Origin of the sequence: Burkholderia sp. MS389 (genome assembly GCF_016899425.1) — a bacterium.
GTDB classification, from domain to species: domain Bacteria; phylum Pseudomonadota; class Gammaproteobacteria; order Burkholderiales; family Burkholderiaceae; genus Burkholderia; species Burkholderia sola.
Map to the genome: position 1 here is coordinate 3466690 of NZ_CP045994.1, position 26374 is coordinate 3493063.

General features: G+C 69.0%; 26 protein-coding genes. 16 read left to right on the forward strand and 10 right to left on the reverse strand.

From position 1 onward, the window contains the following. The first annotated feature begins 196 nt into the window (after nt 1-196). Nucleotides 197-1462: a DUF6402 family protein gene (locus tag GJG85_RS16110; RefSeq protein ID WP_204383467.1), complete on the forward strand. Its 1266-nt coding sequence runs from the start codon at nt 197-199 to the stop codon at nt 1460-1462. After that, a complete protein-coding gene (locus GJG85_RS16115; RefSeq protein ID WP_050014241.1) occupies nt 1459-1974 on the forward strand; it encodes a hypothetical protein in 516 nt (171 codons plus the stop codon). Before GJG85_RS16110 ends, GJG85_RS16115 begins: the two co-directional genes overlap by 4 nt. Nucleotides 1975-2189: 215 nt before the next feature. On the opposite strand, the gene GJG85_RS16120 is transcribed toward GJG85_RS16115, so the two are convergent. From GJG85_RS16120 to GJG85_RS16130, 3 genes are all read right to left on the reverse strand, one after another. Next, on the reverse strand, nt 2190-2501 hold the full coding sequence (locus tag GJG85_RS16120; RefSeq protein WP_021163765.1) for a high-potential iron-sulfur protein: 312 nt from the start codon (nt 2499-2501) through the stop codon (nt 2190-2192). A gap of 168 nt (nt 2502-2669) precedes the next feature. Further along, the gene (locus GJG85_RS16125) at nt 2670-3779 is read right to left on the reverse strand and encodes an NAD(P)/FAD-dependent oxidoreductase (RefSeq protein ID WP_050014239.1); all 1110 of its coding nucleotides are present in this window, start codon (nt 3777-3779) and stop codon (nt 2670-2672) included. A gap of 178 nt (nt 3780-3957) precedes the next feature. Next, nucleotides 3958-4938: an AAA family ATPase gene (locus GJG85_RS16130; RefSeq protein WP_124556267.1), complete on the reverse strand. Its 981-nt coding sequence runs from the start codon at nt 4936-4938 to the stop codon at nt 3958-3960. 238 nt (nt 4939-5176) lie between these two features. Between GJG85_RS16130 and GJG85_RS16135 the strand changes: the two genes are divergently transcribed. The 8 genes from GJG85_RS16135 to GJG85_RS16170 all read left to right on the forward strand — a co-directional run bounded on the left by GJG85_RS16135 (nt 5177) and on the right by GJG85_RS16170 (nt 13297). Beyond that, nucleotides 5177-5905, forward strand: coding sequence for a nitroreductase (locus GJG85_RS16135; protein WP_050014339.1), 729 nt, complete (start codon nt 5177-5179; stop codon nt 5903-5905). Between the two features lie 147 nt (nt 5906-6052). Further along, complete coding sequence (locus tag GJG85_RS16140; protein ID WP_050014237.1) at nt 6053-6541, forward strand: hypothetical protein; 489 nt, start codon at nt 6053-6055, stop codon at nt 6539-6541. 5 nt (nt 6542-6546) lie between these two features. Beyond that, nucleotides 6547-7362 carry an endonuclease/exonuclease/phosphatase family protein gene (locus GJG85_RS16145; protein WP_006477533.1) on the forward strand — a complete coding sequence of 272 codons (816 nt, stop codon included), beginning with the start codon at nt 6547-6549 and terminating at the stop codon, nt 7360-7362. A 306-nt stretch (nt 7363-7668) separates the two neighbouring features. Continuing rightward, a complete protein-coding gene (locus GJG85_RS16150) occupies nt 7669-8439 on the forward strand; it encodes a ferredoxin--NADP reductase (protein WP_050014236.1) in 771 nt (256 codons plus the stop codon). A 450-nt stretch (nt 8440-8889) separates the two neighbouring features. Then, nucleotides 8890-9705: a quorum system sensor histidine kinase RqpS gene (gene rqpS / locus GJG85_RS16155; protein WP_050014235.1), complete on the forward strand. Its 816-nt coding sequence runs from the start codon at nt 8890-8892 to the stop codon at nt 9703-9705. 7 nt (nt 9706-9712) lie between these two features. Further along, nucleotides 9713-10369: a response regulator transcription factor RqpR gene (gene rqpR, locus GJG85_RS16160; RefSeq protein ID WP_050014234.1), complete on the forward strand. Its 657-nt coding sequence runs from the start codon at nt 9713-9715 to the stop codon at nt 10367-10369. A 241-nt stretch (nt 10370-10610) separates the two neighbouring features. Continuing rightward, nucleotides 10611-12017, forward strand: a complete 1407-nt coding sequence (locus GJG85_RS16165) for an amino acid permease (RefSeq protein WP_050014233.1) — start codon at nt 10611-10613, stop codon at nt 12015-12017. Nucleotides 12018-12271: 254 nt separating this feature from the next. Further along, complete coding sequence (locus GJG85_RS16170; protein ID WP_050014232.1) at nt 12272-13297, forward strand: XdhC family protein; 1026 nt, start codon at nt 12272-12274, stop codon at nt 13295-13297. Between the two features lie 61 nt (nt 13298-13358). Here GJG85_RS16170 and GJG85_RS16175 read toward each other — a convergent pair whose 3' ends face one another. The 6 genes from GJG85_RS16175 to fliE form a co-directional block, all read right to left on the reverse strand. Continuing rightward, the gene (locus tag GJG85_RS16175; protein ID WP_050014231.1) at nt 13359-14093 is read right to left on the reverse strand and encodes a PepSY-associated TM helix domain-containing protein; all 735 of its coding nucleotides are present in this window, start codon (nt 14091-14093) and stop codon (nt 13359-13361) included. A 269-nt stretch (nt 14094-14362) separates the two neighbouring features. Next, nucleotides 14363-14680 carry an EscU/YscU/HrcU family type III secretion system export apparatus switch protein gene (locus tag GJG85_RS16180; protein ID WP_050014230.1) on the reverse strand — a complete coding sequence of 106 codons (318 nt, stop codon included), beginning with the start codon at nt 14678-14680 and terminating at the stop codon, nt 14363-14365. After that, complete coding sequence (locus tag GJG85_RS16185; protein ID WP_089488902.1) at nt 14677-16035, reverse strand: flagellar hook-length control protein FliK; 1359 nt, start codon at nt 16033-16035, stop codon at nt 14677-14679. Before GJG85_RS16185 ends, GJG85_RS16180 begins: the two co-directional genes overlap by 4 nt. 133 nt (nt 16036-16168) lie before the next feature. Then, nucleotides 16169-16501 carry a flagellar protein FliT gene (locus tag GJG85_RS16190; RefSeq protein WP_050014227.1) on the reverse strand — a complete coding sequence of 111 codons (333 nt, stop codon included), beginning with the start codon at nt 16499-16501 and terminating at the stop codon, nt 16169-16171. Then, complete coding sequence (fliS, locus tag GJG85_RS16195) at nt 16498-16932, reverse strand: flagellar export chaperone FliS (RefSeq protein ID WP_050014226.1); 435 nt, start codon at nt 16930-16932, stop codon at nt 16498-16500. Before fliS ends, GJG85_RS16190 begins: the two co-directional genes overlap by 4 nt. A gap of 230 nt (nt 16933-17162) precedes the next feature. Then, complete coding sequence (fliE, locus tag GJG85_RS16200; protein WP_050014225.1) at nt 17163-17507, reverse strand: flagellar hook-basal body complex protein FliE; 345 nt, start codon at nt 17505-17507, stop codon at nt 17163-17165. A 248-nt stretch (nt 17508-17755) separates the two neighbouring features. On the opposite strand from fliE, the gene fliF reads away from it, so the two are divergent. From fliF to GJG85_RS16230, 6 genes are read left to right on the forward strand one after another with little or no spacing between them, the layout of a single operon-like run. Next, nucleotides 17756-19519: a flagellar basal-body MS-ring/collar protein FliF gene (fliF, locus tag GJG85_RS16205; RefSeq protein ID WP_050014224.1), complete on the forward strand. Its 1764-nt coding sequence runs from the start codon at nt 17756-17758 to the stop codon at nt 19517-19519. Continuing rightward, nucleotides 19509-20504: a flagellar motor switch protein FliG gene (gene fliG / locus GJG85_RS16210; RefSeq protein ID WP_050014223.1), complete on the forward strand. Its 996-nt coding sequence runs from the start codon at nt 19509-19511 to the stop codon at nt 20502-20504. The genes fliF and fliG overlap by 11 nt, the downstream gene beginning before the upstream one ends. Further along, nucleotides 20497-21180, forward strand: coding sequence for a flagellar assembly protein FliH (fliH, locus tag GJG85_RS16215; RefSeq protein WP_204383468.1), 684 nt, complete (start codon nt 20497-20499; stop codon nt 21178-21180). Before fliG ends, fliH begins: the two co-directional genes overlap by 8 nt. Continuing rightward, nucleotides 21174-22706, forward strand: a complete 1533-nt coding sequence (fliI, locus tag GJG85_RS16220) for a flagellar protein export ATPase FliI (RefSeq protein ID WP_050014221.1) — start codon at nt 21174-21176, stop codon at nt 22704-22706. Before fliH ends, fliI begins: the two co-directional genes overlap by 7 nt. 5 nt (nt 22707-22711) lie before the next feature. After that, a complete protein-coding gene (gene fliJ / locus GJG85_RS16225) occupies nt 22712-23170 on the forward strand; it encodes a flagellar export protein FliJ (protein ID WP_050014220.1) in 459 nt (152 codons plus the stop codon). A gap of 31 nt (nt 23171-23201) precedes the next feature. After that, nucleotides 23202-24572 carry a flagellar hook-length control protein FliK gene (locus GJG85_RS16230; RefSeq protein ID WP_204383469.1) on the forward strand — a complete coding sequence of 457 codons (1371 nt, stop codon included), beginning with the start codon at nt 23202-23204 and terminating at the stop codon, nt 24570-24572. Nucleotides 24573-24605: 33 nt separating this feature from the next. Here the strand turns inward: GJG85_RS16230 and GJG85_RS16235 are convergent, their stop codons facing one another. Next, nucleotides 24606-26246: a GMC family oxidoreductase N-terminal domain-containing protein gene (locus GJG85_RS16235; protein WP_204383470.1), complete on the reverse strand. Its 1641-nt coding sequence runs from the start codon at nt 26244-26246 to the stop codon at nt 24606-24608. Between the last annotated feature and the right edge of the window lie 128 nt (nt 26247-26374).

Sequence of the window (26374 nt, forward strand, 5' to 3'; positions counted from 1 at the left end):
GGTTTTCGCCGCATTGCGGCATCGCACGATCGAGCGGACATGCTCCGTCGAGAACACGCCAGCCGTGCAACGGATCCCACCCATTCGCGTGGTGTCAGTCGTGCGCGGAGACAACGCTTTCGTCCTTGTCTGATTTCCCGCGCCATTCCTTTCCATTAACTTTCGCCCGATGCAATTCCACGCGCCGGATCACACGATGTTCGACATGTATCGGAACGTTGGCCGGTCACAACAATTTTGCTCGGGCACCATCATGGACAACGACAAAATTCCTTATTACAAGGCTAACAGGCTGCTATGGAAATGGGCTCGATGCGAAGGCATCGAAGGCTGCGAAATCGCCCACGACGCCAAGCTATCGATGAACAAGGCGCCACCGCCGTTGCCCGCTGCTCCCAAGCCCCCCAAACCAGCCCGGCAGCCCGTCAAGCGCCTGACTCGCGCAGATCGCGTGGACAACACACTGAACGCCCTCATGGCCGCTGCCGAGGCCCTGGGGCGATTCAAAAAATGGCTTGATACGCCGCAAGAACCGGCACGCTCCGCGCCTGCGCCACCTGCAGAGCACGAAAAGGACCCGACGATCGCGCCACTGGACATCCAGGAAATCCCCGGGGCAATGCGGAGACTGTTCATGCCGGTATCGGCGAGGTTGATGGAGCGATGGTTTGCCGGAGCGTTGAACTATTCGCCGACCGACAGGGACGAGGCACTATGCATCAATCAGGAGGGCCAACCCTATCCCCCCGACATGTACGACATGAAATCCGTCAAGCTCGAATGGGTTCTCAAATACCCTCGTGCACGGGCGCAATACAACGCGCTACAACAACGTGAACGGCTCACTACGCCACGGGCTGTCGAATCACTTCGCCGGTGCTTGTCCCGTGTCAGAATGACCGATACGACGATCGACGCGCTGGCGCTTTGCAATGGAAACCTGGCGGAATTGCACAAACGCTTCCAGTTTCAGTTCGCCGGCGTTGAAAGTACGTTTGGCCAAAAGCTCGACGAATTCATCCTCCAACGGCTGACCAACAGCGGATTACCGGATGATCTGACGGGGGCGCTGGGGTCGTTCAACATCTATGCGGCCGTCGCCTATGCCGAATTCGACCGCGACGCGCGTCACGCAACGATCACGTCGATCTATCTTTACGTACGCGACAACTATACGTTTTCCGACCGGACCGGCGAACAGTCGCAATATCTCGGACACTGGAACCACAAGCGCGTCGTCCTCGTGCTGGCGACCGGTGCAGCCGGAATTGCCGGCATTCGCTGGCTGGACTATCCCGTCGTCGCCGAAGGCAAGCGGTCCCGGGGCAACATCTACTATCCGGTCAGAAACAAGTCGTTTCGCGAGTGGCAGCTACGGCACCGGCGCGGCGGTGACTTCGTCATCTTCTCGGACTATCGCTGCGTAACCCTCCCCGAACCCATCGAGATCGAGTTTTCATGAGTGCCGCCGCAGAATCCATTGGTATCGGTACGCTTGTTCTGATATTCGCGAGCGTTTCCATCGTGATTGCATCGATCGCAATGATTCGCGCGCTACGCTTCATCTGGTCGGGTCAAGCCGGCCAAACGCAGCGAGCCAGCCGAATGGTCTTCGCATCGGTCCGGCGCGTCGTCATCACACTCGCGGTCCTCATGGTGCTTGGCATGGCGTGGCGATACTGGCTTGACGCACGATTGCGAGGCGCCTGCAGTCCCCGCGATCAAGTGACCGAGTACGCGCCTGACGGCCGCTACGTCGCGCAATACTGCTACTTCCGAGACACGATCATTCTGAGGCTGTACAGCAACGACGTCACGCGGCTGCTTGCCGAGCGAACCTACCGGGATACCTCCGGGACGTTGGTCAGCCTGACCTGGACAAAGGACGCATTGATCTATCCCAAGGGCGACAACCTCGAGACGATCGGGCTTCCGCCTTCCCTTTACGATCGACTCGCCGCACAGCTTCCGTAAGACATGCGTGACACGTCGAAGCGATAGCCGATCCAGCCACATCCCGTATTGCTGGGCAGAACGCCTCCGAAGCAGTATCGAAGTGCCTTGCGCTGCGTAACCGCGTCCCGCACGCGGGAACCGTTTTCAAGCAATAAAAAACGCCCGCCATCGTTGGAAGGCGAGCGTGTTGCGGTTTTCGCCGCATTGCGGCATCGCACGATGCCGCACGGGCCTCAACCCATCTTCGAGAACGCGCTGCACCAGCCCTTCGCCGACACCTGCTTGCCGGGGAACGCGCCGCACGGGCCCGACGCCGAGCCCTTCTTGCCTTGATACAGCATGCAGGCCGCGCAATCCTGGCCCGCCGCGTATTTCGGGTACTTCGTCTTGTCGACCTTCGTGGCATCGGCCTTGTAGCCGAGCGCCACCGCGGTCGGATCGGTTTCCGACAGCATCGGCGCATCGGCCAGCGCTTCGCGCGACAGCGCCAGCGCGGACACGGCGCCGATGCTCGTAATCAGGAAACTCCGACGGGATGTTTTCATGGGGGACTCGCTCCAACGTTATCGGTTTGAAAGCCGTTCTGGCGACGGCGTCCAACAGAATAACCGCCAAGCGAATAAATGTGCGCGCCGAAATGCCGGAGATAAGGGATTTCACACGGGCTTCACACGGGCTTCCCGCGGCCGGCCCGCGCGGAGGCGGGCCGTGCGTCACGCGCGCGACACCATGTCGCCGACGCGCTGCGCGAGCGCGAGCGACGCGGTGAGCCCCGGCGACTCGATGCCGAACAGGTTCACGAGCCCGCGCACGCCGTGTTGAGCGGCGCCCTGCACGATGAAGTCGGCCGGCGGCTCGCCGGGCCCGGCGACCTTCGGCCGGATGCCCGCGTACGCCGGCTGCAGCGCGTCGTCGGGCAGGCCCGGCCAGAATGCGCGGATCGACGCGTAGAACGCACCCGCGCGCGCCGGATCGACTTCGTAGCGCAGCGCATCGCACCACTCGACGTCCGGGCCGAAGCGCGCCTGCCCGCCGAGATCGAACGTCAGGTGCACGCCGAGCCCCGCACGATCGGGCATCGGGTAGATCAGGTGCGAGAACGGCGCACGGCCCGACAGGCTGAAATAATTGCCGCGCGCGAGATAGAGCGGCGGCACCCAGCGCGGATCGAGGCCGCGCGTGCGGTGCGCGAGCGCCTGCGCGCCGAGCCCCGCGCTGTTGATCACGCACGACGCGTCGATCTCGGTCGGCGCGGCGCCGCCGGTACGCACGCTGAAGCGCCCGCCGCGCAGCACGTCGATCGACTCGACCGGAGATTGCAGCGCGCACACGGCGCCGTCGCGCTCCGCATCGCCGAGCAGCGCGAGCATCAGCTGGTGGCTGTCGACGATGCCGGTCGACGGCGAGAACAGCGCCTCCACGCATTCGAGCGCGGGCTCGAGCGTCTGCGCCTCGGCGCGCGTGAGCGGCAGCAGGTCGAGCACGCCGTTTTCGGCCGCGCGCGCGCCGATCGCCTTCAACTGCTTCACCTGCGCGGCGCTCGTCGCGACGATCAGCTTGCCCGTGCGCCGGTGCGGCACGTGATGCGTGTCGCAGAATTCGTACAGCAGGTCGCGCCCGTGCACGCACGACGTCGCCTTCAGCGACCCGCGCGGATAGTAGAGCCCCGCGTGAATCACCTCGCTGTTGCGCGAACTCGTGCCCGTGCCGATCGCGTCGGCCGCCTCGAGCACGATCGTTTCACGTCCGCGCGCGGCCAGCTCGCGCGCAATCGCCAGACCGACGACACCCGCGCCGATCACGACACAATCCGTCTGCTCCATGGCTTTTCGCGCTGCTCGCGCGTCGAAGGGAGAGAAAAGAATTGTACGTCCCGGTTCGCCCGCTTGCCGAACACGTGCGCATCGCGTCGCGACGATACGGATGGTGGTGTGGACAACGATGTGGCCGGGCGCACAACGCACGCCCCGCGCACACCGCAGCCGGGCGCGCGGGACGGCGTCAGAAGCCGATCGGCCGGCGCTTCGCCGCGCCTTCGTCCGCGCGGATGTCGGTCGGCCCGATCGCGTCGCGGCCGTCGAGCCGCGCGGCGCCGAACGCGTGCAGCAGCGCGCGGCGCATCGTGCGCGGCGGCGTCGCGGCCAGCACGTCGAGCGCATCGTCGCCGAGCGTCTCCGGGAAGCGCCGCCCCCACGCATGCGACGTGCGGATCTCGTCGTAGATCGTCTGCGCGATCCGGCGCGCGCCGGCCGCATCGGGCGCCGCGATCTCGTACACGTTCATCCGGTTGAGCAACGGCTCCGGAATCGCCTGCGCGTCGTTCGCGGTCGCGATCCAGATCACGTTGCCCGCGTTGATCGGCACTTCCGCGAATTCGTCGACGAACGCGCGCGCGGTGTCGTGCTCGAGCAACGCATACAGCGCGCCGAGCGGATCGTATTGCGCATCGCTGCCGGCCTTGTCGATCTCGTCGACCGCGATCACCGGGTTCGCGTAGCTGCCGTTCACGAGCGCGTCGAACACCTTGCCCGGCTTCGCGTTCTTCCATTGCGACGACGCGCCCGACAGGATCCAGCCGGCCGTCAGCGAACTCATCGGCACGTAGTGGTACGCGGTGCCGAGCAACTGCGCGAGCGCCTTCGCGAAATGCGTCTTGCCGATCCCGGGCGGCCCGAGCAGCAGGATCGGCATCAGTTCGAGCCGATCCTCCGTTTCGAGACACAGCGCGATCTGCTTGCGCACGTCGTCGAGCGGCTCGCCGAAATTCGGCAGCGCTTCGCCGAGCGCGTCGAACGACGGCATCCGGTTCGGCTTCACGCAGAAGCGCAGATTCCCCGTCTTGAGCATCCGCTCGTAGGTCGAGCGCAGTGCGTCGCTCGCGCTCTCGTTCAGGTCGCTCAGCGCCGTCTCGACCTGCTCGAGGTCGTACACCGTGCTGAAGGACGCCACCGCCAGTTCCTGTTTCACCATCGCCGTCGTCATACCCACCTCGCTGCACTTGCCGTCACACACTCATCAGACCCTTACGATTTTCAGTGTAACGATCCCGCATCGCCGTGCAAGCAAGCAGCCGGGGGCGTCTGCTGCTAACAGCGCGCGCCCGCTGCACGGCCGCGCGCCGCGGCGTATGATCGAACGTTCACGACCCTCGCGGCGGGCGCGCCGCTCGCACACTGCCCCGCGCTTCGCCTGACGCCGCGCCGCCCGAAGGTGTATGCCGATGCCCGTCCCCGCTGCTTCCCCGCGCGTCGATGCCGACGCGATCCGTTCCGTCGATGCCGTCGACGCCGCGCTCAAGTCGCGCCGCGCGGTCCGCGCGTTCCTGCCGACGCCTGTGCCGCGCGACACGATCGAGGCGATCCTCGAAGCCGCGAGCCGCGCGCCGTCGGGCACCAACATCCAGCCGTGGCGCGTGTACGTCGCGACGGGCGCCACGCGCGACGCGCTCGCCGCCGCGCTCACCGCCGCCTACGACGACCCCGCGCGCGACGAGAAATACGTCGCCGAATACGACTACTACCCGCGCGAATGGGTGTCGCCGTATATCGACCGGCGCCGCAAGGTCGGCTGGGACCTGTACGGCCTGTTGAACATCCGCCGCGACGAGAAGGCGCGCATGCATGCGCAGCACGCGCGCAATTTCCGTTTCTTCGATGCGCCGGTCGCGCTGTTCTTCACACTGGACCGGGTCATGACGCACGGCGCATGGCTGGACTGCGGGATGTTCCTGCAAGGCGTGATGACGGCCGCGCGTGCCCGCGGCCTCGATACGTGCCCGCAGGCGGCGTTCGTGCCGTTTCACCGGATCGTCGCCGAACACCTCGACATTCCTGCGAACGAGCAGTTCGTCTGCGGGATGTCGCTCGGCCATGCGGACCCGGACGCGATCGAGAACCGGCTCGTCACCGAGCGCGCGAGCGTCGCCGAGTTCACGCGCTTTTTCGCTTGAAAATGCATGACGCGGCCCTACCTGCCGAGCAGGACCGCATCGTGCTTCGAACCTGGCGCGGCACGTCCCGTCACATCGCGACCGAAATCGATCGGGCGTAAGATGTGCGTCCGTTCCCCGCTTTTCCCGAGTTTCCGGAGACGTTTCATGCTGAAACACGGCCTGGCCGTCCTGCTTGCGAGCGTCGTGCTCGCCGCCCATGCGCAGAGCCCCGCGCCGGCCGTCGTCGCATGGGAAATCCAGGTGGTGCGCGACGGTCAGACGATCGACACGTTCCAGCAAAACACCACCGTGGGCCAGTCCCGCACCGATACCCATCGCTATCCGTCGTCCGTGCCGGTCGGCTGCGGCAATGCCGCGCGCGTCGTGCCGACCGAGCGCGCGCGCTCGGTGACGGTCGCGCCGCTCGCCGTCGACGTCAGCGCGAATACCGTGTCGCTCGGGCTCGACGTGCAGGAAACGCTCGACGACGAAAACGCGACGCGTAGCGATCCGTGCGTGCCGGCGTCGCCGCGGCAAATCGTCGCGAGCCACCCCGGCCTGGCGGTCGGCGGCGACGCCTGGACCGACTGGACGCTCGTCGAGCAGCATCCGCATCTCGTGTACCGCGTGCGCGCGCACGTCGCGAAGGACTGAACGTCATGTCCGCCGACGCCCTCTCCTTGCCGTTCGCCGAGCCCCACGCCGCGCCCGACGAAATCACCGCCGTCAGCTGGAACCTGCACAAAGGGCGCTCGCCGCTCGGCTTCACCGCGTGGAACGCGATGCGCGACTGGATGCAGTCGACCCACGCCGACGTGTATTTCCTGCAGGAAGCGATGGCGCGCCGCATGCCGCGCCCGATGCTCGCACCGGGCTTCGGCGCGCCGATGGACGACACGGTCGACGACGTGTGGCATTGCCAGGCCACCGAGATCGCGCAGGCGCTCGACTGGCAGATCGCGCTCGGGCCGAACGTGTTCAAGCCGTCGTGGCGGCACGGCAACGCGATCCTGTCGCCGCATCCGCTCGACCTCGGCGGCCGCTGGGACATCTCCGCGCACCGCTTCGAGCGGCGCGGGCTGCTGGTCGCGCGCGCGACGCTCGCGGGCGCGCGGCCGGTGACGCTGCTGTGCGCGCACCTCGCGCTCACGCGCGCCGCGCGACTGCGCCAGATGCACTGGATCGCGCACTGGATCGTGCGCAACGCGGGCGACGGCCCGCTGATGCTCGCCGGCGACTTCAACGACTGGCGCAACGATTCGGTCGCGCTGTTCGGCGAGATCGGGCTGTCCGAGGTCGCGACGCTGCTCGGCGAATCGGGCCGCACGTTCCCCGCGTTCTCGCCGGCGCTCGCGCTCGACAAGATGTTCGTGCGCGGCCTGACGCCGCTCGAATGGCGCGCGCCGTCCGGCGAGGCCGCGTGGCTGTCGGACCACCTGCCGTACATTGCGCGCCTGCGCCTCGATCCGCAGTAACGCGCGCGGCCGGCGGCGCCCCGGTCACGGCGCCGCCGGCGCGCGCCGCATGCGCCGCGAATCACGCGGCCGACCAGCGAAAGCATGTTGAAAGGATATGTTGCGCCAAATCCGCGCAGCCGCGGGGGTCAAGCCCGCGATCCGCGTCGACAGGGTAAAATAACCAGTTCCTCAAACGTCTGTCATCGAGAAGGCGCGTGTCCGACGCGCCAGCCGGCCGATCCGCGATCGGGCCGTCGCACTCGGTTTTTGCCCATTTTTTGGGCCCGTTACACGCGTTCGCCACGCGCGTCCGTTTTCAAAGCCATGAGCAAATACGACACCGCCACCGTCCAATCCGTCCATCACTGGACCGACACGCTTTTCAGCTTCACCTGCACCCGTGAGGCGAGCCTGCGCTTCAACAACGGCGAATTCACGATGGTCGGCCTCGAAGTCGACGGCAAGCCGCTCGCGCGCGCCTACTCGATCGTCAGCCCGAACTACGAAGAGCATCTCGAATTCTTCAGCATCAAGGTGCAGGACGGCCCGCTGACGTCGCGCCTGCAACACCTGAAGGTGGGCGACACGGTGCTGATCGGCAAGAAGCCCACGGGCACGCTGGTCGCCGACAACCTGCTGCCGGGCAAGACGCTGTGGATGCTGTCGACGGGCACGGGCCTCGCGCCGTTCATGTCGATCATCCGCGATCCGGACATCTACGACCGCTTCGACAAGGTGATCCTGACCCACACGTGCCGCCTGAAGGGCGAGCTCGCGTACATGGACTACATCAAGCACGACCTGCCGGGCCACGAGTACCTGGGCGACATCATCAAGGAAAAGCTCGTCTACTACCCGACGGTCACGCGCGAAGCGTTCGACAACGAGGGCCGGATCACCGACCTGATCGCGACGGGCAAGCTGTTCACGGATCTCGGCGTGCCGGCGTTCTCGCCGGAAAACGACCGCGTGATGCTGTGCGGCAGCACCGCGATGCTGAAGGACACGACCGAGCTGCTGAAGCAGGCCGGCCTCGTCGAAGGCAAGAACAGCGCACCGGGTCATTACGTGATCGAGCGCGCGTTCGTGGACTGATCGATCCCCTTCGGGCCTGTTCCCGCCAATAACGGGAACAGGCCCTCATTGCGCGTCATCAAGAACCGGAGCGAAAGCGCCGGTTTTTTTTCGTCCGCACTTGGCGAATTCGTAACAAACTGGGACCATTCCATCTCAAATAGTTACATTTGGATACGTCATCCCCGGGTGCTCGGGTGTCAGTGTTTTTCCTACAACACCTTCATTCCGATTATTCACATTTACCCTTAAATGTCCGCCTGACATGACCTTTTCAGAAATTTTGAGATATTATTCGGCGCGCGTGGTTGCCGTTTGGATGAGCTTGAAAGGGTCGGATGCAAGTGTTACAAGACGTAACTTTTGTTACTTCGGCATGGGGCGATTCTCCGGCGGCGACCGTCATCGAAACGGCAGCCAGCCCACGCAGCCAGCCGGTGTCTGAACCGCTTTCTGACAGCAGGGAGAGTCATGGATACGTCGCTTAACGCGCCCTCGGGCGCCCACGCCCCGTTCCCGTCGCGGCAGCGCATGCCTGGCCGCGCTGCTACTCCGTCGACGGCCGACGCCGCGTCGAAACGCGACGCGTCCGCCGCACGGATCGCGGCACTTTCCGCCCAGCTTCTCGCCGCCGACGAAGCGGCCCGCCGCCATCTGGCCGGCGAGCTGCACGACGGGCTCGGCGCCGAATTGACCGCCGCCCGCTTCGCGCTCGCAAACGTTCAAACGTGGCTGCCGGCCGATGCGCCGGAAGGCTGCTTGCGCGCGCTGGCGCTGGCGCAGCAGGCGCTCGACGCCGCGACCGACGCGAATCGCCGGCTCATCGACGAGCGCGACACGCCGGCGCTGGACGCCGGCATGGTCGGCGCGCTGGCGTCGTGGATCGACACCCATGCGGCCCGCACGGGCCTGCGCACGAGCTTCGTGTGCGCGGCCGACGCCCGCCTGACGCAGCTCGCCGGCGCAAGCGCGCTCGCGGTGTTCCGCGTCGCGCAGGAAGCGTTGTCGAACGTCGCGAAACATGCCCGCGCGACGTCGGTCGACGTCCGGATCGCCACCGACGGCACGCACCTGTCGCTCAGTGTCGCCGACGATGGGACCGGTTTCGCCCAGCGCCGCCGCAGCGGCTACGGCCTGGCCGGCATGCGCGCCCGGTGCGAGGCGTTCGGCGGCAGCTTCGAGGCGGCCACGCCGGCCACCGGCCGCGGCACGCGCGTCACCGCACGCTTCGCGTGGGATTCGCTGCTCGCGGTGCCGGTCGCGGCACGCCGCACGTCGCTTTCGTGAGGTCGCGATGAGCCTGAACATCCTGCTCGTGGACGATCACGCGATCGTCCGGCAAGGGATCCGCCAGTTGCTGATCGACCGCGGCATCGCGCGCGACGTGACCGAGGCCGAAAACGGCGGCGACGCGATGGCTGCCGTCGACAAGCAGGAATTCGACGTGATCCTGCTCGACATCTCGCTGCCCGACGCGAACGGCATCGAGGTGCTCAAGCGCCTCAAGCGCAAGCTCGCGCGTGCGCCGGTGCTGATGTTCTCGATGTACCGCGAGGATCAGTACGCGGTACGCGCGCTGAAGGCCGGCGCGGCCGGCTACCTGTCGAAGACGGTCAACGCCGCGCAGATGATCGGCGCGATCCAGCAGGTCGCGGCCGGCCGCAAGTACGTGAGCCCCGCGATGGCCGAGGCGCTCGCCGAATACGTGTCGTTCGAGAACGAACCGCTGCCGCACGAGAAGCTGTCCGATCGCGAATACCAGACGCTCTGCATGCTCGCGTCCGGCAAGCGGCTCACCGATATCGCGAACACGCTGTCGCTGTCGGTGAAGACGGTCAGCGTGTACCGGTCGCGGCTGCTCGAGAAGATGCGGCTGTCGAACAACGCGGAACTCACGTTCTACGTGATGAGCAATCGGCTCGTCGACATGGCGCCCACGGCCGGCGCCTGATCGCCCGGCCAGCCCCGCATTCGTCCGATCCGGCGACGCGGCGAACGCCGCGCCGCGCCGCGCTCGATCGCGCCCGCTTCGCCTCCGTTTCACCCCGTGTCGCGCGCAAACGCTTGTTTTTTCGGACGATTCCGCGACGCGCCGCTGCACCGCAACGGGGCTTGCACGCCAAATCGGCTAAAATTATCGGTTTTCACTCAGTCGGCGCGCCGTGCCCGCGCGTGCTGGCGATTCATCCGCAATGTCTCTCTTCCGCAAGAAAAACGTCGATCGCATGATCGCCGGCGCGCAAGCCGCCGGGCTCAAGAAAGCGCTCGGCGCGATCGACCTCACGTTCCTCGGCATCGGCGCGATCATCGGCACCGGTATTTTCGTGCTGACCGGCACCGGCGCCGTTCAGGCCGGCCCCGCGCTGATGCTGTCGTTCGTGATCGCCGCGATCGCGTGCGGCCTGGCCGCGTTGTCGTATGCGGAGTTCGCGTCGTCGATCCCCGTCGCCGGCTCGATCTACACGTATTCGTACGCGACGCTCGGCGAGCTCGTCGCGTGGATCATCGGCTGGGATCTGATGCTCGAGTACGGCCTCGCGTCGTCGGCCGTGTCGGTCGGCTGGTCGGGCTATCTGCAATCGCTGCTGCAGGGCTTCGGGCTGTCGCTGCCGACCGTGCTGACGGCCGCGCCCGGCGCGGTGCCCGGCGTCACCACGTGGTTCAACCTGCCCGCGTTCCTCGTGATGATCGTGATCACGACGCTGCTGTCGATCGGCATCCGCGAATCGACCCGCATCAACAACATCATGGTGTTCATCAAGGTGTCGGTCGTGCTGCTCGTGATCGCGGTCGGCCTGTTCCACGTGACGCCCGCGAACTGGAAGCCGTTCATGCCGCACGGCTGGAACGGCGTGTTCGGCGCGGCCGCCGTGATGTTCTTCGCGTTCATCGGCTTCGACGCGGTGTCGTCGGCGGCCGAGGAAGTGAAGAACCCGAAGCGCGATCTGCCGATCGGCATCATCGCGTCGCTCGCGGTGTGCGCGGTGCTGTACGTGACGGTCGCCGCGGTCGCGACCGGCATCGTGCCGTCGGCCCAGTACGCGAACATCTCGCACCCGATCTCGTATGCGCTGCAGGTCGCCGGCGAGAAGTGGGTCGCGGGCTTCATCGATCTCGGCGCGGTGCTCGGCATGCTGACCGTGATCCTCGTGATGAGCTACGGCCAGACGCGCGTGATCTTCGCGATGTCGCGCGACGGGCTGCTGCCGGCGGCGCTGTCGCGCGTGCATCCGCGTTTCGCGACGCCGTTCCTGACCACCTGGCTGGTCGGCCTGTTCTTCGGGCTGATCGCCGCGCTCGTGCCGCTCAACGTGCTCGCCGAGCTGATCAACATCGGCACGCTCGCGGCGTTCTCGATGGTGTCGATCGCCGTGCTCGTGCTGCGCCGCACGCACCCCGAGCTGCCGCGCGCGTTCCGCTGCCCGGGCGTGCCGGTGGTGCCGATCCTCGCGGTCGCGGCGTGCCTGTTCCTGATGCTGAACCTGCAGCCGGTCACGTGGGCCGCGTTCGGCATCTGGCTCGTGATCGGCCTCGTGATCTACTTCCTGTACTCGCGGCACCATTCGAAGCTCGCGCACGGTCACCCCGACGCGCACTGAGCGCCGTCATGGCGGCGCCTCCGCGGCGCGCCATGACGAACCCACGCGGGGCCCGTCGCGGCCCCGCACACCTTCTTTCCCCGAACCCTCCGCCAGCGCGCGATCACTGTCCGATCGTCGCGATCTCTTGCCCGATCGTCCGGATTTGCCGGCGCCGGCCCGCGCGCCGCCTGCACACGCGCGCCGAGCGGTTCATAATCCCGCCATCGAACGACGGCGCCGCGCGGCGGCCCGTCCGGCAACAGGAAAACACGATGGAAAGCGTCGATCTCGATGTACTGAAATCCAGCGCGCGCTGGCTCGAAGAAGGGCGCCGCGTGCTGCTCGTGACGGTCGTGAAGACATGGGGCTCGTCGCCGCGCCCCGAAGGCGCGATGCTCGCGGTGCGCGAGGACGGCCTGGTGGTCGGCTCCGTGTCCGGCGGATGCATCGAGGACGACCTGATCGCCCGCGTGCATGCGAGCGGCATCGCGGCCGATGCGCGCCCGGAAGCGCTCAAGTACGGCGTGACGGCCGAGGAAGCGCACCGCTTCGGGCTGCCGTGCGGCGGCACGATCCAGCTCGTGCTCGAACCGCTCACGCGCGACAGCGGGATCGCGGCGCTGTGCGCGGAAGTCGAGGCCGGCCGCCTTGTCACGCGCACGATGACGCTGGCGACCGGTCGCGCGTCGCTGTCGCCCGCGCAGGCGGCCGACGGGCTCGCGTTCGACGGCGAACGGCTCGTGACGATCCATGGGCCGCGCTACCGGATGCTCGTGATCGGCGCCGGCCAGTTGTCGCGCTATCTGTGCCAGATCGCGGTCGGGCTCGACTATCAGGTGACGGTCTGCGATCCGCGCGACGAATACACGGATGCGTGGGACGTGCCGGGCACGCGCGTCGTCCACACGATGCCCGACGATACGGTGCTCGACATGAAGCTCGATGCGCGTTCGGCCGTGATCGCGCTCACGCACGACCCGAAGCTCGACGATCTCGCGCTGATGGAGGCGCTGAAGACGCCCGCGTTCTACGTGGGCGCGCTCGGCTCGCGGCGCAACAACGCGGCGCGGCGCGAGCGGCTGCGCGAATTCGACCTGAGCGAAGGGGAACTGGCCCGGCTGCACGGGCCGGCCGGCATCTACATCGGCAGCCGGACGCCGCCGGAAATCGCGATCTCGATCCTCGCGGAAATCACCGCCGCGAAGAACAACGTGTCGCTGCCGACGATCCTGCAGGTCGAAGGCGCGAAGGCCGCGCGCGAAATCGCGGCGAACAGCGGCGCGGCCTGCGGGCTCTGACCCGCGGCGGCGGGCGGCCGCGCGTGCGCCGGGCGCTGGCCCCGGCCGGCGCGACCGTCGGTCAGGTCAGGCCGGCGGCCAGCGCGGCGGCGACCGAACCGACCACCAGCACGACGCCGACCGTGCGGCGCTTGTTCAGCTCGGTCCACAGCAGCACGCCCGTCAACGACAGCAGGATCAACGAGCCCGCGATCGTATCCATCAGCAGCACCCAGCCGAGATTCATCCCGACGCCGCGATGCAGGTTGTTCAGCGTCGTCAGGAACGTGTTGCCCGTGCGCTTCACCGACACGTAGCCGTTGCCCACCCAGTATTCGCCCTGCAGGTTCTGGTGCGGCCCGAACACGCCGAATTGCCAGTGCTCGGGCTGCATCACGCGCTTGTCGCCCCACGCGACGGCCTGCGCGGGCTCCTTGCGCATGCGGCCCGGCTTGCCGTCGAAATGCAGCTCCTGCTGGAGCCACTTCATCATCGCGGCGGGCGTCTTCGGCACCGGATCCGGCAGCGCGATCTGCATCTCCTCGACCTGCGGCTCGCCGGTCGAGATCTTCAGCGGCGGCGCGCGGTGGTTCAGCACCACGCCCGTCACACCGAACAGCAGCCCGAGCACCGCGCCCCACAGCCCGACCCAGCCGTGCACCTTGCGCAGCCACTTGATGAAGGTCGCGCGGCGCGAGCGCCGGCGGCGCGCGGCGAGCTCGTCGTCGTTCAGCGGGCGGCCCGCCGGGTGCAGCACGGTGACGCCGGCGCGCGGCAGGCCCGTCTTGGGCGGGTCGATCGTTTCGGGCGCGTTCACGCGAAGATATCCATTCGTTCAAAACGACGGGCGGCGCGCAGGGAATGCGCGCCGCCCGGGCAACATGAAAATGAGAATGGATATCATTACATAAATCGGAAGGCGGCTCAATCGGGTGCGCGTACGGAGCAGCAGGTTCAATGCGCGCGCGAATGCGCAAGAAGGCATGCGTCGCGACACGATGGCGATCGATAGACGCAAAATGTCGGCGGAACCATCCCGCTGACCACGGACTGCCATCCGCAAGAAGCCGCCCGACGGCAGGCCGTTCAGCGCAACGGCGGCAACGGAAAACGCGGCGCGACGCCATCCGGCGCAGGCTCGGTGCGATCGAGCGCGTACAGCCACGCGAGCAGGTCGGCGACCGCCTGATAGAGCTGCGGCGGAATCCGGTCGTCGAGATCGACCTGCATCAGCAGCGACACCATCTCCGGCGCCGTGTGCACGTACAGCCCCGCATCGTGCGCGCGCGCGACGATCATCTCGGCGAGCACGCCATAGCCCTTCGCGACCACGCGCGGCGCCGCATCGCCGCCTTTCGGGTCGTAGACGAGCGCGGCCGCGCGCTTGCGGGACGTCATGCTCATCGCAGCGCCTCGTCATCGTCGCCCGGCACCCGCGCATCGGGGCCGCCGGCCGCACCGCGCGCATACGCGGCGGCGGCGGCCTGGGCGGCGAACAGGTCGAAGCCGTCCGGCCCGTCGTCGACCGCGCGGATCGACAGCCCGCCCACCTTGAGCCCCGAGCCTTCGAGCCGCTGCCGCAGCGCGGCTTCGTGGCGCGTGAGACGGTCGGCGCCCGTCTGGTTCGCGCGCAGCCGGGCGACGAGCTGCGCGCCGTTCAGCACCAGTTCGGCATCGACCGTGCCGAGCGACGGCAGCGTCAACGTGAGGCGCGTGCGCCACGCGATGCCGTCGCCCGTGTCGTCGCCGCCGCCGCGCGGCGCGCGGTGGCCCGGCTCGTCGGGTTCGATCGTCCAGTCGAGCCGCGCACCGGGCCACGCCTCGCCGGTCCAGCGAAACTGGTCGGTCGCGAGCGCATCGAGCTGCTGCCGAACGAGCGGCACGGCGGCCGGATGCACGGTCGCGAGCGGCTGCGCCTGCGGATCGGACGATGCGGCGGCCAGCTCGGCGCGCGCGGGCGTCCAGCGCGTATCGGCGTGCGCAGCCAGCGGATCGGCGGTATCGGGCGGCAACGACGTGCCCGGCCGGGCTGCTGCCGGTGCGGCCTGCGCGGGGTCGCGCGCCGATGCGCCGCCCTGGGCCGACGGTGGCGCGCTGGCCCGCGCGGCGGCCGGCAGCGGCGGGCGCTGCGCGAGCAGTTCGTCGAGCACGTCGGTCGAGTCGTGCGGGACGACTGTCGGGTCGGCCGGCGCGAGCGCGGTCGCGAGGCGTGCCTGCGGCTCGCGCATCAGCGCCGCGAGCGGACGCTGGCCGGCCAGCCACTGCGCGAGATGGGATTCGTAGAAGAGGCCGCTTTCGCTCACGGTCTGCGCCAACGCCGCACGCAACGCCGCGACCGGCGGCGGCGCGGCCGCTTCGCGCGTCGCCGCGGCGGACGACGCTTGAGCGGAAGCCGGCGTGGCAGCCCCGGTGGGTGCGGACGCAGCCGGCGCGGGCGTCGGCGCGGGCACCGGCGTATCGGTGAGCAGCACGGCCGGATCGGCGAGCAGCGGCAGCCGGCCGACGATCGCCGGCGTCGCATCGCCGCCCGAGCGCGAGATCGCGTCGAGCACGCGTCCGACATCGGACAGCGCGGTCTGCGTGGAAGCCGGCGGCGCGGCGGGCGGGCTGCCGGCCGGCGGCGAGGACGACGCGCCGGCGCCCGGCGTGCCGACCTGCGCGGTCGCGCCGCCGCCGGCGGACGCCGCGACGGTGCCGGTCAGCAGGCTGTCGAGGCGGCTCGCCAGCAGCGCGGCCGCAACGGAGTCGATACCGGTCATGATCGGGGCCTGCTCAGCTCAGCCAACGGGTTGCGAATCCGCGCGCGGCACGCCGGCGCCGCACACGGGAACAGCGCGCGCCGCGTGCGGCGCCGGGTCCGGGCGCCTCGCGCCGGTCGCCCGGCGCACGGCCCTACCCGCGCGCGCGATAAAGATCGGTCAATACCTGGGTCGAGCGCCGCGCCTCGAACAGCGCGGACAGCCGCGCGACGTCCGGGCTCGCGAGATCGCGGATCGCGGCGTCGTCGGCCAGGATGCGGCGGATCAGGTCGAGCTTGCGGCCGAGATCCGATTCGTCGAGCACGACGGCCGGATCGGCCTGCTTCAACCCGTCGACGAGTTGCATGAATTCGGCCTGCAACTCCGGCAACGCGTTCCAGTCGGCGCCGCGCGCGGCGCACAGCATCCGGCCCGACACGGCGGCGAGCGCCTCGTAACGCGCGAAGTATTCGGCCTTGTGATTCATCGTGATGCTTCCGCTACCTGTTGCGCGGCCATCCGCGCGACTTCCGGGGCGATGCCCGTCCATGCTTCCTCGAGCGTCGCGAGCAAGCCGTCGACCTCGATCAGCATCGCGTCGCTCGCCTGCGCGTTCGCTTCCAGCAGGCGCCGGCCGATATAGGTGTACAGCGCATTGAGCCGTTCGGCGATCTCGCCGCCCGCGTCGCGGTTCAGCGACGCCTGCAGGCCGCTCTCGACGATCCGGATCGCCTTGCCGATCGCTTCGCCGCGCCCGGCGACGTTGTCCTGCTGCAAATGCATGCGCGCCAGCGCGATCGCCTGCCGCGCGCCCTGGTACAGCATCGCGATCAGCCGGTGCGGGGAAGCGCCCATCACCCCGGTCTCGACGCCGACACGCGCGTACGCACTGGCTCCAGCGTGTCCTGGGGAAAACATGCGCTTCTCCTTGTTATTTGCGTTGGCTGGTCGGGAGCCGCCGCCGTGCGTCGCACGGTGCGGCCTTCACCGCAGTTATCGGAAGGGATTTGAAAAGCTTTAGGTGCGCGGGGGCCGCCGATGCCGGCTCGCCGGCCCCGTTCCGCAAGCCTGGAGCCATTCCTGGATGCCCGCCGCCGGTTAGCCGTCCCCGAATGCCCGCCCGCGGATGCCCATCGCCTGATGGCCCCTCACACCGCCATCTGCATGATGTCGTTGTAAGCGCTCACTAGCTTGTTGCGGACCTGGAGCCCGAACTGGAAGCCGATGTTGGCTTTCTGCATGTCGACCATCACGTCGTTCAGCGAGATGTTCGGCGCGCCGACCTCGAACGCCTTCGCCTCGCCGAGCGCGTGCTGCTGGTCGCCGCTGATCTTGTCGAGCGACGCCTTCATCGCGCTCGCGAACGTGCCGGCCGTCGCCGCGCCCGAGCCGGCCAGCGCCGCCGTCGGGCTCGCGACGCCGCCGGACGCCTGCGCGGCCATCGACTGCATCTGTTGCAACACCGAACCGATTCCGCTGACGTTCGCAGTCATGCTGCCCCCAAACCTAGAGAAGAGACCCGGACGCACCGGGCGACCCGCCGGCGCCGCACGACGCGCACCATGCCGGATCGCGAAAAAGGATAGCAGCGCGGCGCGCGTCAAAGCCGCGAAAGTACGGGGGAAACCCCGCTCTTTTCGGTCGATCGGAGTGCGCCGCGGGTCACGATAATCGCATCGTGTCATTGTCCGCCCGCTCGTCCGAGCGAGCTCAGTCGTCCCGCTCCGGAGAAACTCGACGCATGGATTCGCAGGCCAACTCGCTGATCAACCCAGACGCCCGCGCGGGCCTCAGCCCGGCGCCAGGCGCCGCCGCGGCCGCCGCGTTGCCGGGCGCGGGCGGCGCAGGCGCGGACTTCGGGCTGGGCGGCTTCGCCGAACGCATCCCCGGCATCTCGCGGATGAAGGGCAACCCGAAGCTGCCGTTCGTGATCGCCGTCGCGTTCGCGATCGCCGCGATCACCGCGCTCGTGCTGTGGAGCCGCGCGCCCGACTACCGCGTGCTGTACAGCAACCTGTCGGACCGCGACGGCGGCGCGATCATCGCCGCGCTCCAGCAGGCAAACGTTCCCTACAAGTTCGCCGATGCCGGCGGCGCGATCCTCGTGCCGTCGGGCCAGGTGCACGAAACGCGCCTGAAGCTCGCCGCGATGGGGCTGCCGAAGGGCGGCTCGGTCGGCTTCGAGCTGATGGACAACCAGAAATTCGGCATCAGCCAGTTCGCCGAGCAGATCAACTACCAGCGCGCGCTCGAAGGCGAGCTGCAGCGCACCATCGAATCGATCAACGCCGTGCGCGGCGCGCGCGTGCACCTCGCGATCCCGAAGCCGTCGGTGTTCGTGCGCGACAAGGAAGCGCCGAGCGCGTCGGTGTTCGTCGACCTCTACCCGGGCCGCGTGCTCGACGAGGGCCAGGTGCAGGCGATCACGCGGATGGTGTCGTCCGGCGTGCCCGACATGCCGGCCAAGAACGTGACGATCGTCGACCAGGACGGCAACCTGCTGACCCAGACCGCGTCCGCGTCCGGCCTCGACGCGAGCCAGCTCAAGTACGTGCAGCAGGTCGAGCACAACACGCAGAAGCGCATCGACGCGATCCTCGCGCCGATCTTCGGCGCCGGCAACGCGCGCTCGCAGGTCAGCGCCGATCTCGATTTCTCGAAGATCGAGCAGACGTCGGAAAGCTACGGCCCGAACGGCAATCCGCAGCAATCCGCGATCCGCAGCCAGCAGACCAGCAGCGCGACCGAACTCGCGCAGGGCGGCGCGTCGGGCGTGCCGGGCGCGCTGTCGAACACGCCGCCGCAGCCGGCCTCCGCGCCGATCGTCGCGGGCAACGGCCAGAACGGGCCGCAGACCACGCCGGTCAGCGACCGCAAGGACCAGACGACCAACTACGAGCTCGACAAGACGATCCGCCATACCGAACAGCCGATGGGCAGCGTGAAGCGGCTGTCGGTCGCGGTCGTCGTCAACTACCAGCCGGTCGCCGACGCGAAGGGCCACGTGACGATGCAGCCGCTGCCGCCCGCGAAGCTCGCGCAGGTCGAACAGCTCGTGAAGGATGCGATGGGCTACGACGCGAAGCGCGGCGACTCGGTCAACGTCGTGAACAGCGCGTTCTCGACCGTGAGCGACCCGTACGCCGACCTGCCGTGGTGGCGCCAACCCGACGTGATCGCGATGGCGAAGGAAGCCGCGAAGTGGCTCGGCATCGCAGCGGCCGCGGCGGCGCTCTACTTCATGTTCGTGCGCCCGGCGATGCGCCGCGCGTTCCCGCCGCCCGAGCCGGCCGCGCCGGCGCTCGCCGCGCCGGAAGACACGGTCGCGCTCGACGGCCTGCCCGCGCTGGAGAAGCCAGCCGACGAAGCCGATCCGCTGCTGCTCGGCTTCGAAAACGAGAAGAACCGCTACGAACGCAACCTCGACTACGCGCGCACGATCGCCCGCCAGGATCCGAAGATCGTCGCCACCGTCGTGAAGAACTGGGTGTCCGATGAACGCTGAAGGCTTGACCAAGAGCGCGCTGCTGCTGATGTCGATCGGCGAGGAAGAGGCCGCGCAGGTATTCAAGTTCCTCGCGCCGCGCGAGGTCCAGAAGATCGGCGTGGCGATGGCCGCGCTGAAGAACGTCACGCGCGAGCAGGTCGAGGACGTGCTGCAGGAATTCGTGAAGGAAGCCGAGCAGCACACCGCGCTGTCGCTCGATTCCAACGAGTACATCCGCTCGGTGCTGACGAAGGCGCTCGGCGAGGACAAGGCCGGCGTGCTGATCGACCGCATCCTGCAGGGCAGCGACACGAGCGGCATCGAGGGCCTCAAATGGATGGATTCGGCCGCGGTGGCCGAACTGATCAAGAACGAGCATCCGCAGATCATCGCGACGATCCTCGTGCACCTCGACCGCGACCAGGCGTCCGAAATCGCATCGTGCTTCACCGAACGGCTGCGTAACGACGTGCTGCTGCGGATCGCGACGCTCGACGGCATCCAGCCGGCCGCGCTGCGCGAGCTCGACGACGTGCTGACGGGCCTGCTGTCCGGCAGCGACAACCTGAAGCGCAGCCCGATGGGCGGCATCCGCACCGCGGCCGAGATCCTGAACTTCATGACCAGCGTGCACGAGGAAGGCGTGCTCGAAAGCGTGCGCCAGTACGACGCCGATCTCGCGCAGAAGATTATCGACCAGATGTTCGTGTTCGAGAACCTGCTCGACCTCGAGGATCGCGCGATCCAGATGATCCTGAAGGAAGTCGAGTCGGAAACGCTGATCATCGCGTTGAAGGGCGCACCGCCCGCGCTGCGTCAGAAGTTCCTCGCGAACATGTCGCAGCGCGCGGCCGAACTGCTCGCCGAGGATCTCGACGCACGCGGCCCGGTACGCGTGTCCGACGTCGAGACGCAGCAGCGCCGCATCCTGCAGATCGTGCGCAACCTGGCCGAGAGCGGCGCGATCGCGATCGGCGGCAAGGCGGAAGACGCGTATGTCTGATTCGGCGAGCGATCGCGTGGGCACCCTCACCGCATACCAGCGGTGGGAGATGGCGTCGTTCGACCCGCCGCCGCCCCCGCCGCCGCCCGACGACGCGGCGGCCGCTGCGGCCGCGCTCGCCGAGGAATTGCAGCGCGTGCGCGACGCCGCGCACGCCGAAGGCCATGCGGCCGGCCACGTCGAAGGCCAGGCGCGCGGCTACCAGGCCGGTTTCGAGCAGGGCCGCGAACAGGGCTTCGAGGCCGGCCAGGCCGACGCACGCGAACAGGCCGCGCAGCTCGCGGCGCTCGCCGCGTCGTTCCGCGAAGCCGTGGCGACCGTCGAACACGATCTCGCGTCCGACCTCGCGCAACTCGCGCTCGACATCGCGCAACAGGTCGTGCGCCAGCACGTGAAGCACGACCCGGCCGCACTGGTCGCCACCGTGCGCGACGTGCTCGCGGCCGAACCCGCGCTGTCCGGCGCGCCGCATCTCGCGGTCAATCCGGCCGACCTGCCCGTCGTCGAAGCGTATCTGCAGGACGATCTCGACACGCTCGGCTGGAACGTGCGCACCGACGCGTCGATCGAGCGCGGCGGCTGCCGCGCGCACGCCGCGACCGGCGAGGTCGACGCGACGCTGCCCACGCGCTGGCAGCGCGTCGCCGCCGCGATCGGCAAGGTGAGCACGTGGTGACGCGCTCGCCCGACGCGCTCGCGCACGACGGCATGACGCCGCTCGAACGCGAGCTCGCGCTCGCGTCGTTCGGGCCGGCGGCCGCGCACGATGCCACGCCGCACCCCGCGTCCGCCAGCGTCGCCGCCGCCCCGCGCGCGCCGCACAACCCGCATCTCGCGCACTGGCGCACGCACCTGAACGGGCTCGCCGCGCGCAGCCACCACGCGCTGCCGCTGCGCCCGTGCGGGCGCCTCACGCGCGCGGCCGGCCTCGTGCTCGAGGCGATCGGGCTGCGCCTGTCGGTCGGCGCCGAATGCACGATCGAACTGCCGCCCGGCAGCACGCTGCCGCACGCGGAAGCGGAAGTCGTCGGCTTCGCCGGCGACCGCCTGTTCCTGATGCCGACCACCGACGTCGCAGGCGTCTTGCCCGGCGCACGCGTGTGGCCGCGCGAAAGCGCGCCCGTCGCCGATCCGCTCGCGGGCGCGAAGCGGCTGCCGGTCGGCTGGGAGATGCTCGGGCGCGTCGTCGACGCGTCGGGCCGCCCGCTCGACGGCCTCGGCCCGCTCGCGTCGAAAGTCGATGCGCCGCTGTCGGCGCCGTCGATCAACCCGCTCGATCGCGAACCGATCCACCACGTGCTCGACGTCGGCGTGCGCGCGATCAACGCGCTGCTCACCGTCGGCCGCGGCCAGCGGATGGGCCTGTTCGCGGGCTCCGGCGTCGGCAAGTCGGTGCTGCTCGGCACGATGGCGCGCTACACGAGCGCGGAAGTGATCGTGATCGGGCTGATCGGCGAACGCGGCCGCGAAGTGAAGGAATTCATCGAACAGATCCTCGGCGAGGACGGGCTCGCGCGCTCGGTCGTCGTCGCGGCGCCGGCCGACGTGTCGCCGCTGCTGCGGATGCAGGGCGCCGCGTACGCGACGTCGCTCGCCGAGTATTTCCGCGACCAGGGCAAGCACGTGCTGCTGCTGATGGATTCGCTGACGCGCTACGCGATGGCGCAGCGCGAGATCGCGCTGGCGATCGGCGAGCCGCCCGCGACCAAGGGGTATCCGCCGTCGGTGTTCGCGAAGCTGCCCGCGCTCGTCGAGCGCACCGGCAACGGGCCCGAAGGCGGCGGCTCGATCACCGCGTTCTACACGGTGCTGACCGAAGGCGACGACCAGCAGGACCCGATCGCCGATTCGGCGCGCGCGATCCTCGACGGCCACATCGTGCTGTCGCGCGCGCTCGCCGAGGCCGGCCACTATCCCGCGATCGACATCGAAGCGTCGATCAGCCGCGCGATGACCGCGCTGATCGACGAAACGCATCTCGACCATGTGCGGCAGTTCAAGCAGATGCTGTCGCGCTACCAGCGCAACCGCGACCTGATCGCGGTCGGCGCGTACGCCCCCGGCCGCGACGCGCAGCTCGACCGCGCGATCGCGCTCTACCCGCGCATCGAGGCGTTCCTGCAGCAAGGCTTTCGCGAATGCGCGCCGTTCGCATCGAGCCTCACTGCGCTCGATGCGCTGTTCGACGCTTACGGAGGCTGATCCCGATGGCCCACGGCTTTCCCCTTCAGTTGCTGCTCGACCGTGCGCAGGACGACCTCGACTCGGCCGCGAAGCAGCTCGGCACCGCGCAGCGCGACCGCACCGCGGCGGCCGAACAGCTCGACGCGCTGCTGCGCTATCGCGACGAATATCACGCGCGCTTCGCGCAATCCGCGCAAAGCGGGATGCCGGCCGGCAACTGGCGCAATTTCCAGGCGTTCATCGACACGCTCGATGCCGCGATCGCGCAGCAGCGCAGCGTGCTCGCCGCGGCCGACGTCCGCATCGACGAGGCGCGTCCGAACTGGCAGCAGAAGAAACGTACCGTCGGCTCGTATGAAATCCTGCAGGCGCGCGGCGTCGCGCAGGAAGCACAGCGCGACGCCCGGCGCGAACAGCGCGACGCCGACGAACACGCCGCGAAGATCCTGCGCATGCGGGCCGACGCGGCCCGTTCGTCGTAACCGACCACCGCATTCGAACGAGAGAACCGTCATGCCTCCCCTGCCCCTGCTCGGCGCGCTGCTCGACACCGCCGGCGCCGCACTCAAGGCCGCCCGCGGCTCGGGTTCGTCCGCCGCCAACGATGCGTCGGCCGCCACGAGCGCCGCGCCGTTCGCGCAGACGCTCAAGCAAAGCGTCGCCACGCGCGGCGATACGGCCAACGCCGGCACGCCGGACGCGTCGACCCAACAGGCTGCGTCGAAGCCGGCCGCCGGCGCGAAACCGTCCGGCACGGATGACGACAAGGCGACCGACGACACGACCGCGAACGCCGCCGTCAACCCCGACGCCGCCGCGCTTGCGGCCGCCGCGGCCGTGCAGGCGCAATTGCAGGCGCGCCCGGACACCGCGACGCCGGCCGACGCGGCGACCGCCGCGGCCGTTGCCGCCGCGGCCACGACGCAAAAGACGGCCGTGTCCGGCCAGCCGGACGCCACGGCGACGCTCGCCGATCATGCAGCCCAGGACGCGGCCACCCAACCGACCGACCCGGCATCGAGCCGCGACGCGCTGCAAGCGGCGCTCGCCAAGCTGACGGGCGGCGCGGGCGCGATCGCGATGCCGGCGACCGGCGCGACCGCCGCCGCCACGCCGACGACGCCGGCCGCAACCGCATCGAACGCCGCCGCACCGCTGACGCCGAAAGTGCCGACCTTCGACCGCACGCTCGCCGACGCGAAAGGCGCGCTCGCCACGCAACCGACGCCGACCCAGATCACCGCGCAGACACTGCAGGCCGACGCGAACGCGCAGTCCGGCGTCCAGCACGCGCTCGCGGCGGCCAGCAACGCGACGGACCCGGCCGCCAGCGCGACGCTCGCGGCCGGCGCAACGGCTGCCGCCGCCGCGCAGGCGAACCTGCAACTGTCGCCGGCAGCCGGCGCGATCGCCGCCGCCAACGCGCACGTGCTCGCGCCGCACGTCGGCACGGCCGACTGGACGGATGCGCTGAGCCAGAAGGTGGTGTTCCTGTCGAATGCGCACCAGCAGAGCGCCGAGCTGACGCTCAACCCGCCCGATCTCGGGCCGCTGCAGGTCGTGCTGCGCGTCGCGGACAACCATGCGCACGCACTGTTCGTGTCGCAGCACGCGCAGGTGCGCGACGCGGTCGAAGCCGCGCTGCCGAAGCTGCGCGAAGCGATGGAAGCGGGCGGGCTCGGGCTCGGCAGCGCGACCGTCAGCGACGGCGGTTTCGCTTCGCAGCAACAGCAGCAAAACCCGCAGCAGACCTTCGCCGGCGGCCAGTCGCCGCGACGCGGGAACGGCGGACCGTCAGCCGTCGATGCACCCGTCGACGCCGCGCAATCCGCACCGGTCGCCGCGCGCGCGAACCGCGCCGGCCTCGTCGATACGTTTGCCTGAGCATGGGCTGCTGCTGCCGTGCGCGCGCCGCGTTCAGCGGCCGTGCACCGCGGCAGCCGCCTCGCCGCGCGGGACGCCGCCCTTGCGCGCGGCGACGATGAAGTCCGCCGCGCGTTCGCCGATCATCACCGACGGCGCATTCGTGTTCCCGCCGACCAGCGTCGGCATCACCGACGCATCCACCACCCGCAGCCCGTCGACGCCGCGCACGCGCAGTTGCGGATCGACGACCGCGCGCACATCCGAGCCCATCCGGCAGGTGCCGACCGGGTGATAGATCGTGTCCGCATGCGCGACGATCGTCGCGCGCAGCTCCGCTTCGCTCTGGTCCGGCCGCGTGTACAGCTCGCGCCCGCCGTGCGACGCGAGCGGCGCCTGCGACAGGATGCGGCGCATCGCGTGCGTACCGCGCACCAGCAGGTCGAGGTCGCGTGAATCGCTGAAGAAGCGCGGATCGATCAGCGGCGCGTCGCGCGCATCGCCGCTCGCGAGCGCGACCGTGCCGCGGCTGAACGGCCGCAGCGCGCACACGTGCAGCGAATAGCCGAAACCCCAGTGCATCTTGCGGTTGTGATCGTCGACGAGCGCCGTGCAGAAATGCAGTTGCAGGTCGGGCCGCGCGAGCGACGGATCGCTCTTGATGAAGCCGCCGGCCTCCGCGACGTTGCTCGTCATCATCCCCGTGCGGCTCGAGAAATAGCGCACGAGCGCGGGCGTCATCTTCGCGATCCCGCGCACGCACACGCCGACCAGTTCCGACGAATTCACGCGGGTGTTGATGATGAAGTCGATGTGGTCGATCAGGTTCGCGCCGACGTCCGGCGCATCCTGCACGACCGCGATCCCGTGCCGGCGCAACTGATCGGCCGGGCCGATCCCCGAACACATCAGCAGTTGCGGCGAATTGAACGCGCCGGCCGACAGGACCACTTCCGCGCGCGCGCCGAGCGTCTCGACCCGCCCGTTGCGCGACACGACGACGCCGACCGCGCGCTTGCCGTCGAAGCCGACGCGCAGCACCGTCGCATCGGGGATCACGTGCAGGTTCGGCCGGTTGCGGCCGTAAATGTACGCACGCGCCACGCTGCAGCGCGAGCCGTCGCGATGCGTGACCTGATAGAAGCCGACGCCTTCCTGCGTCGCCCCGTTGAAGTCGTCGTTCAGCGGATAGCCGGCCGCGTGCGCGGCCTGGATGAATCGTTCGGAGAACGGATTGCGAAAGCGCAGATCCGATACCGACAGCGGCCCGTCCGCGCCGTGCCATGCGTCCGCGCCGCGTTCGTTGCCTTCCGCGCGGCGGAAATACGGCAGCACGTCCTGCCAACCCCAGCCCGTCGCGCCGAGCTGCGCCCACTCGTCGTAGTCGGTCGGGTGGCCGCGCGTGTAGATCATCGCGTTGATCGCGCTCGAGCCGCCCATCCCGCGCCCGCGCGGCTGATAACCGCGCCGCCCGCCGAGGCCCGGCTGCGGCACCGTCTCGTAGCCGTAGTTGGTGCCGAGCTTGAACGGCACCAGCGCCGCGATGCCGACCGGCATGTTGACGAGCAGGTTGCGCTCCGTATGCGAGCCGGCCTCGATCAGCGCGATCGTCGCATCGGGGCAGGCATCGGCGAGACGGCCGGCGAGGCTCGAACCGCCCGAGCCGCCGCCGACGATGATGTAGTCGTATTGCATGTCACGTCTCCGTCGTGTCATGGAAGGCGCCCGGCACCGCCGCGCGACCGCGTCTCCTCTGGAGGGTCTGTTTGCAGATGGAACACGCATGCGAATGCCCGAAATCGCCCGTAGGGCAAGGAGCGAGG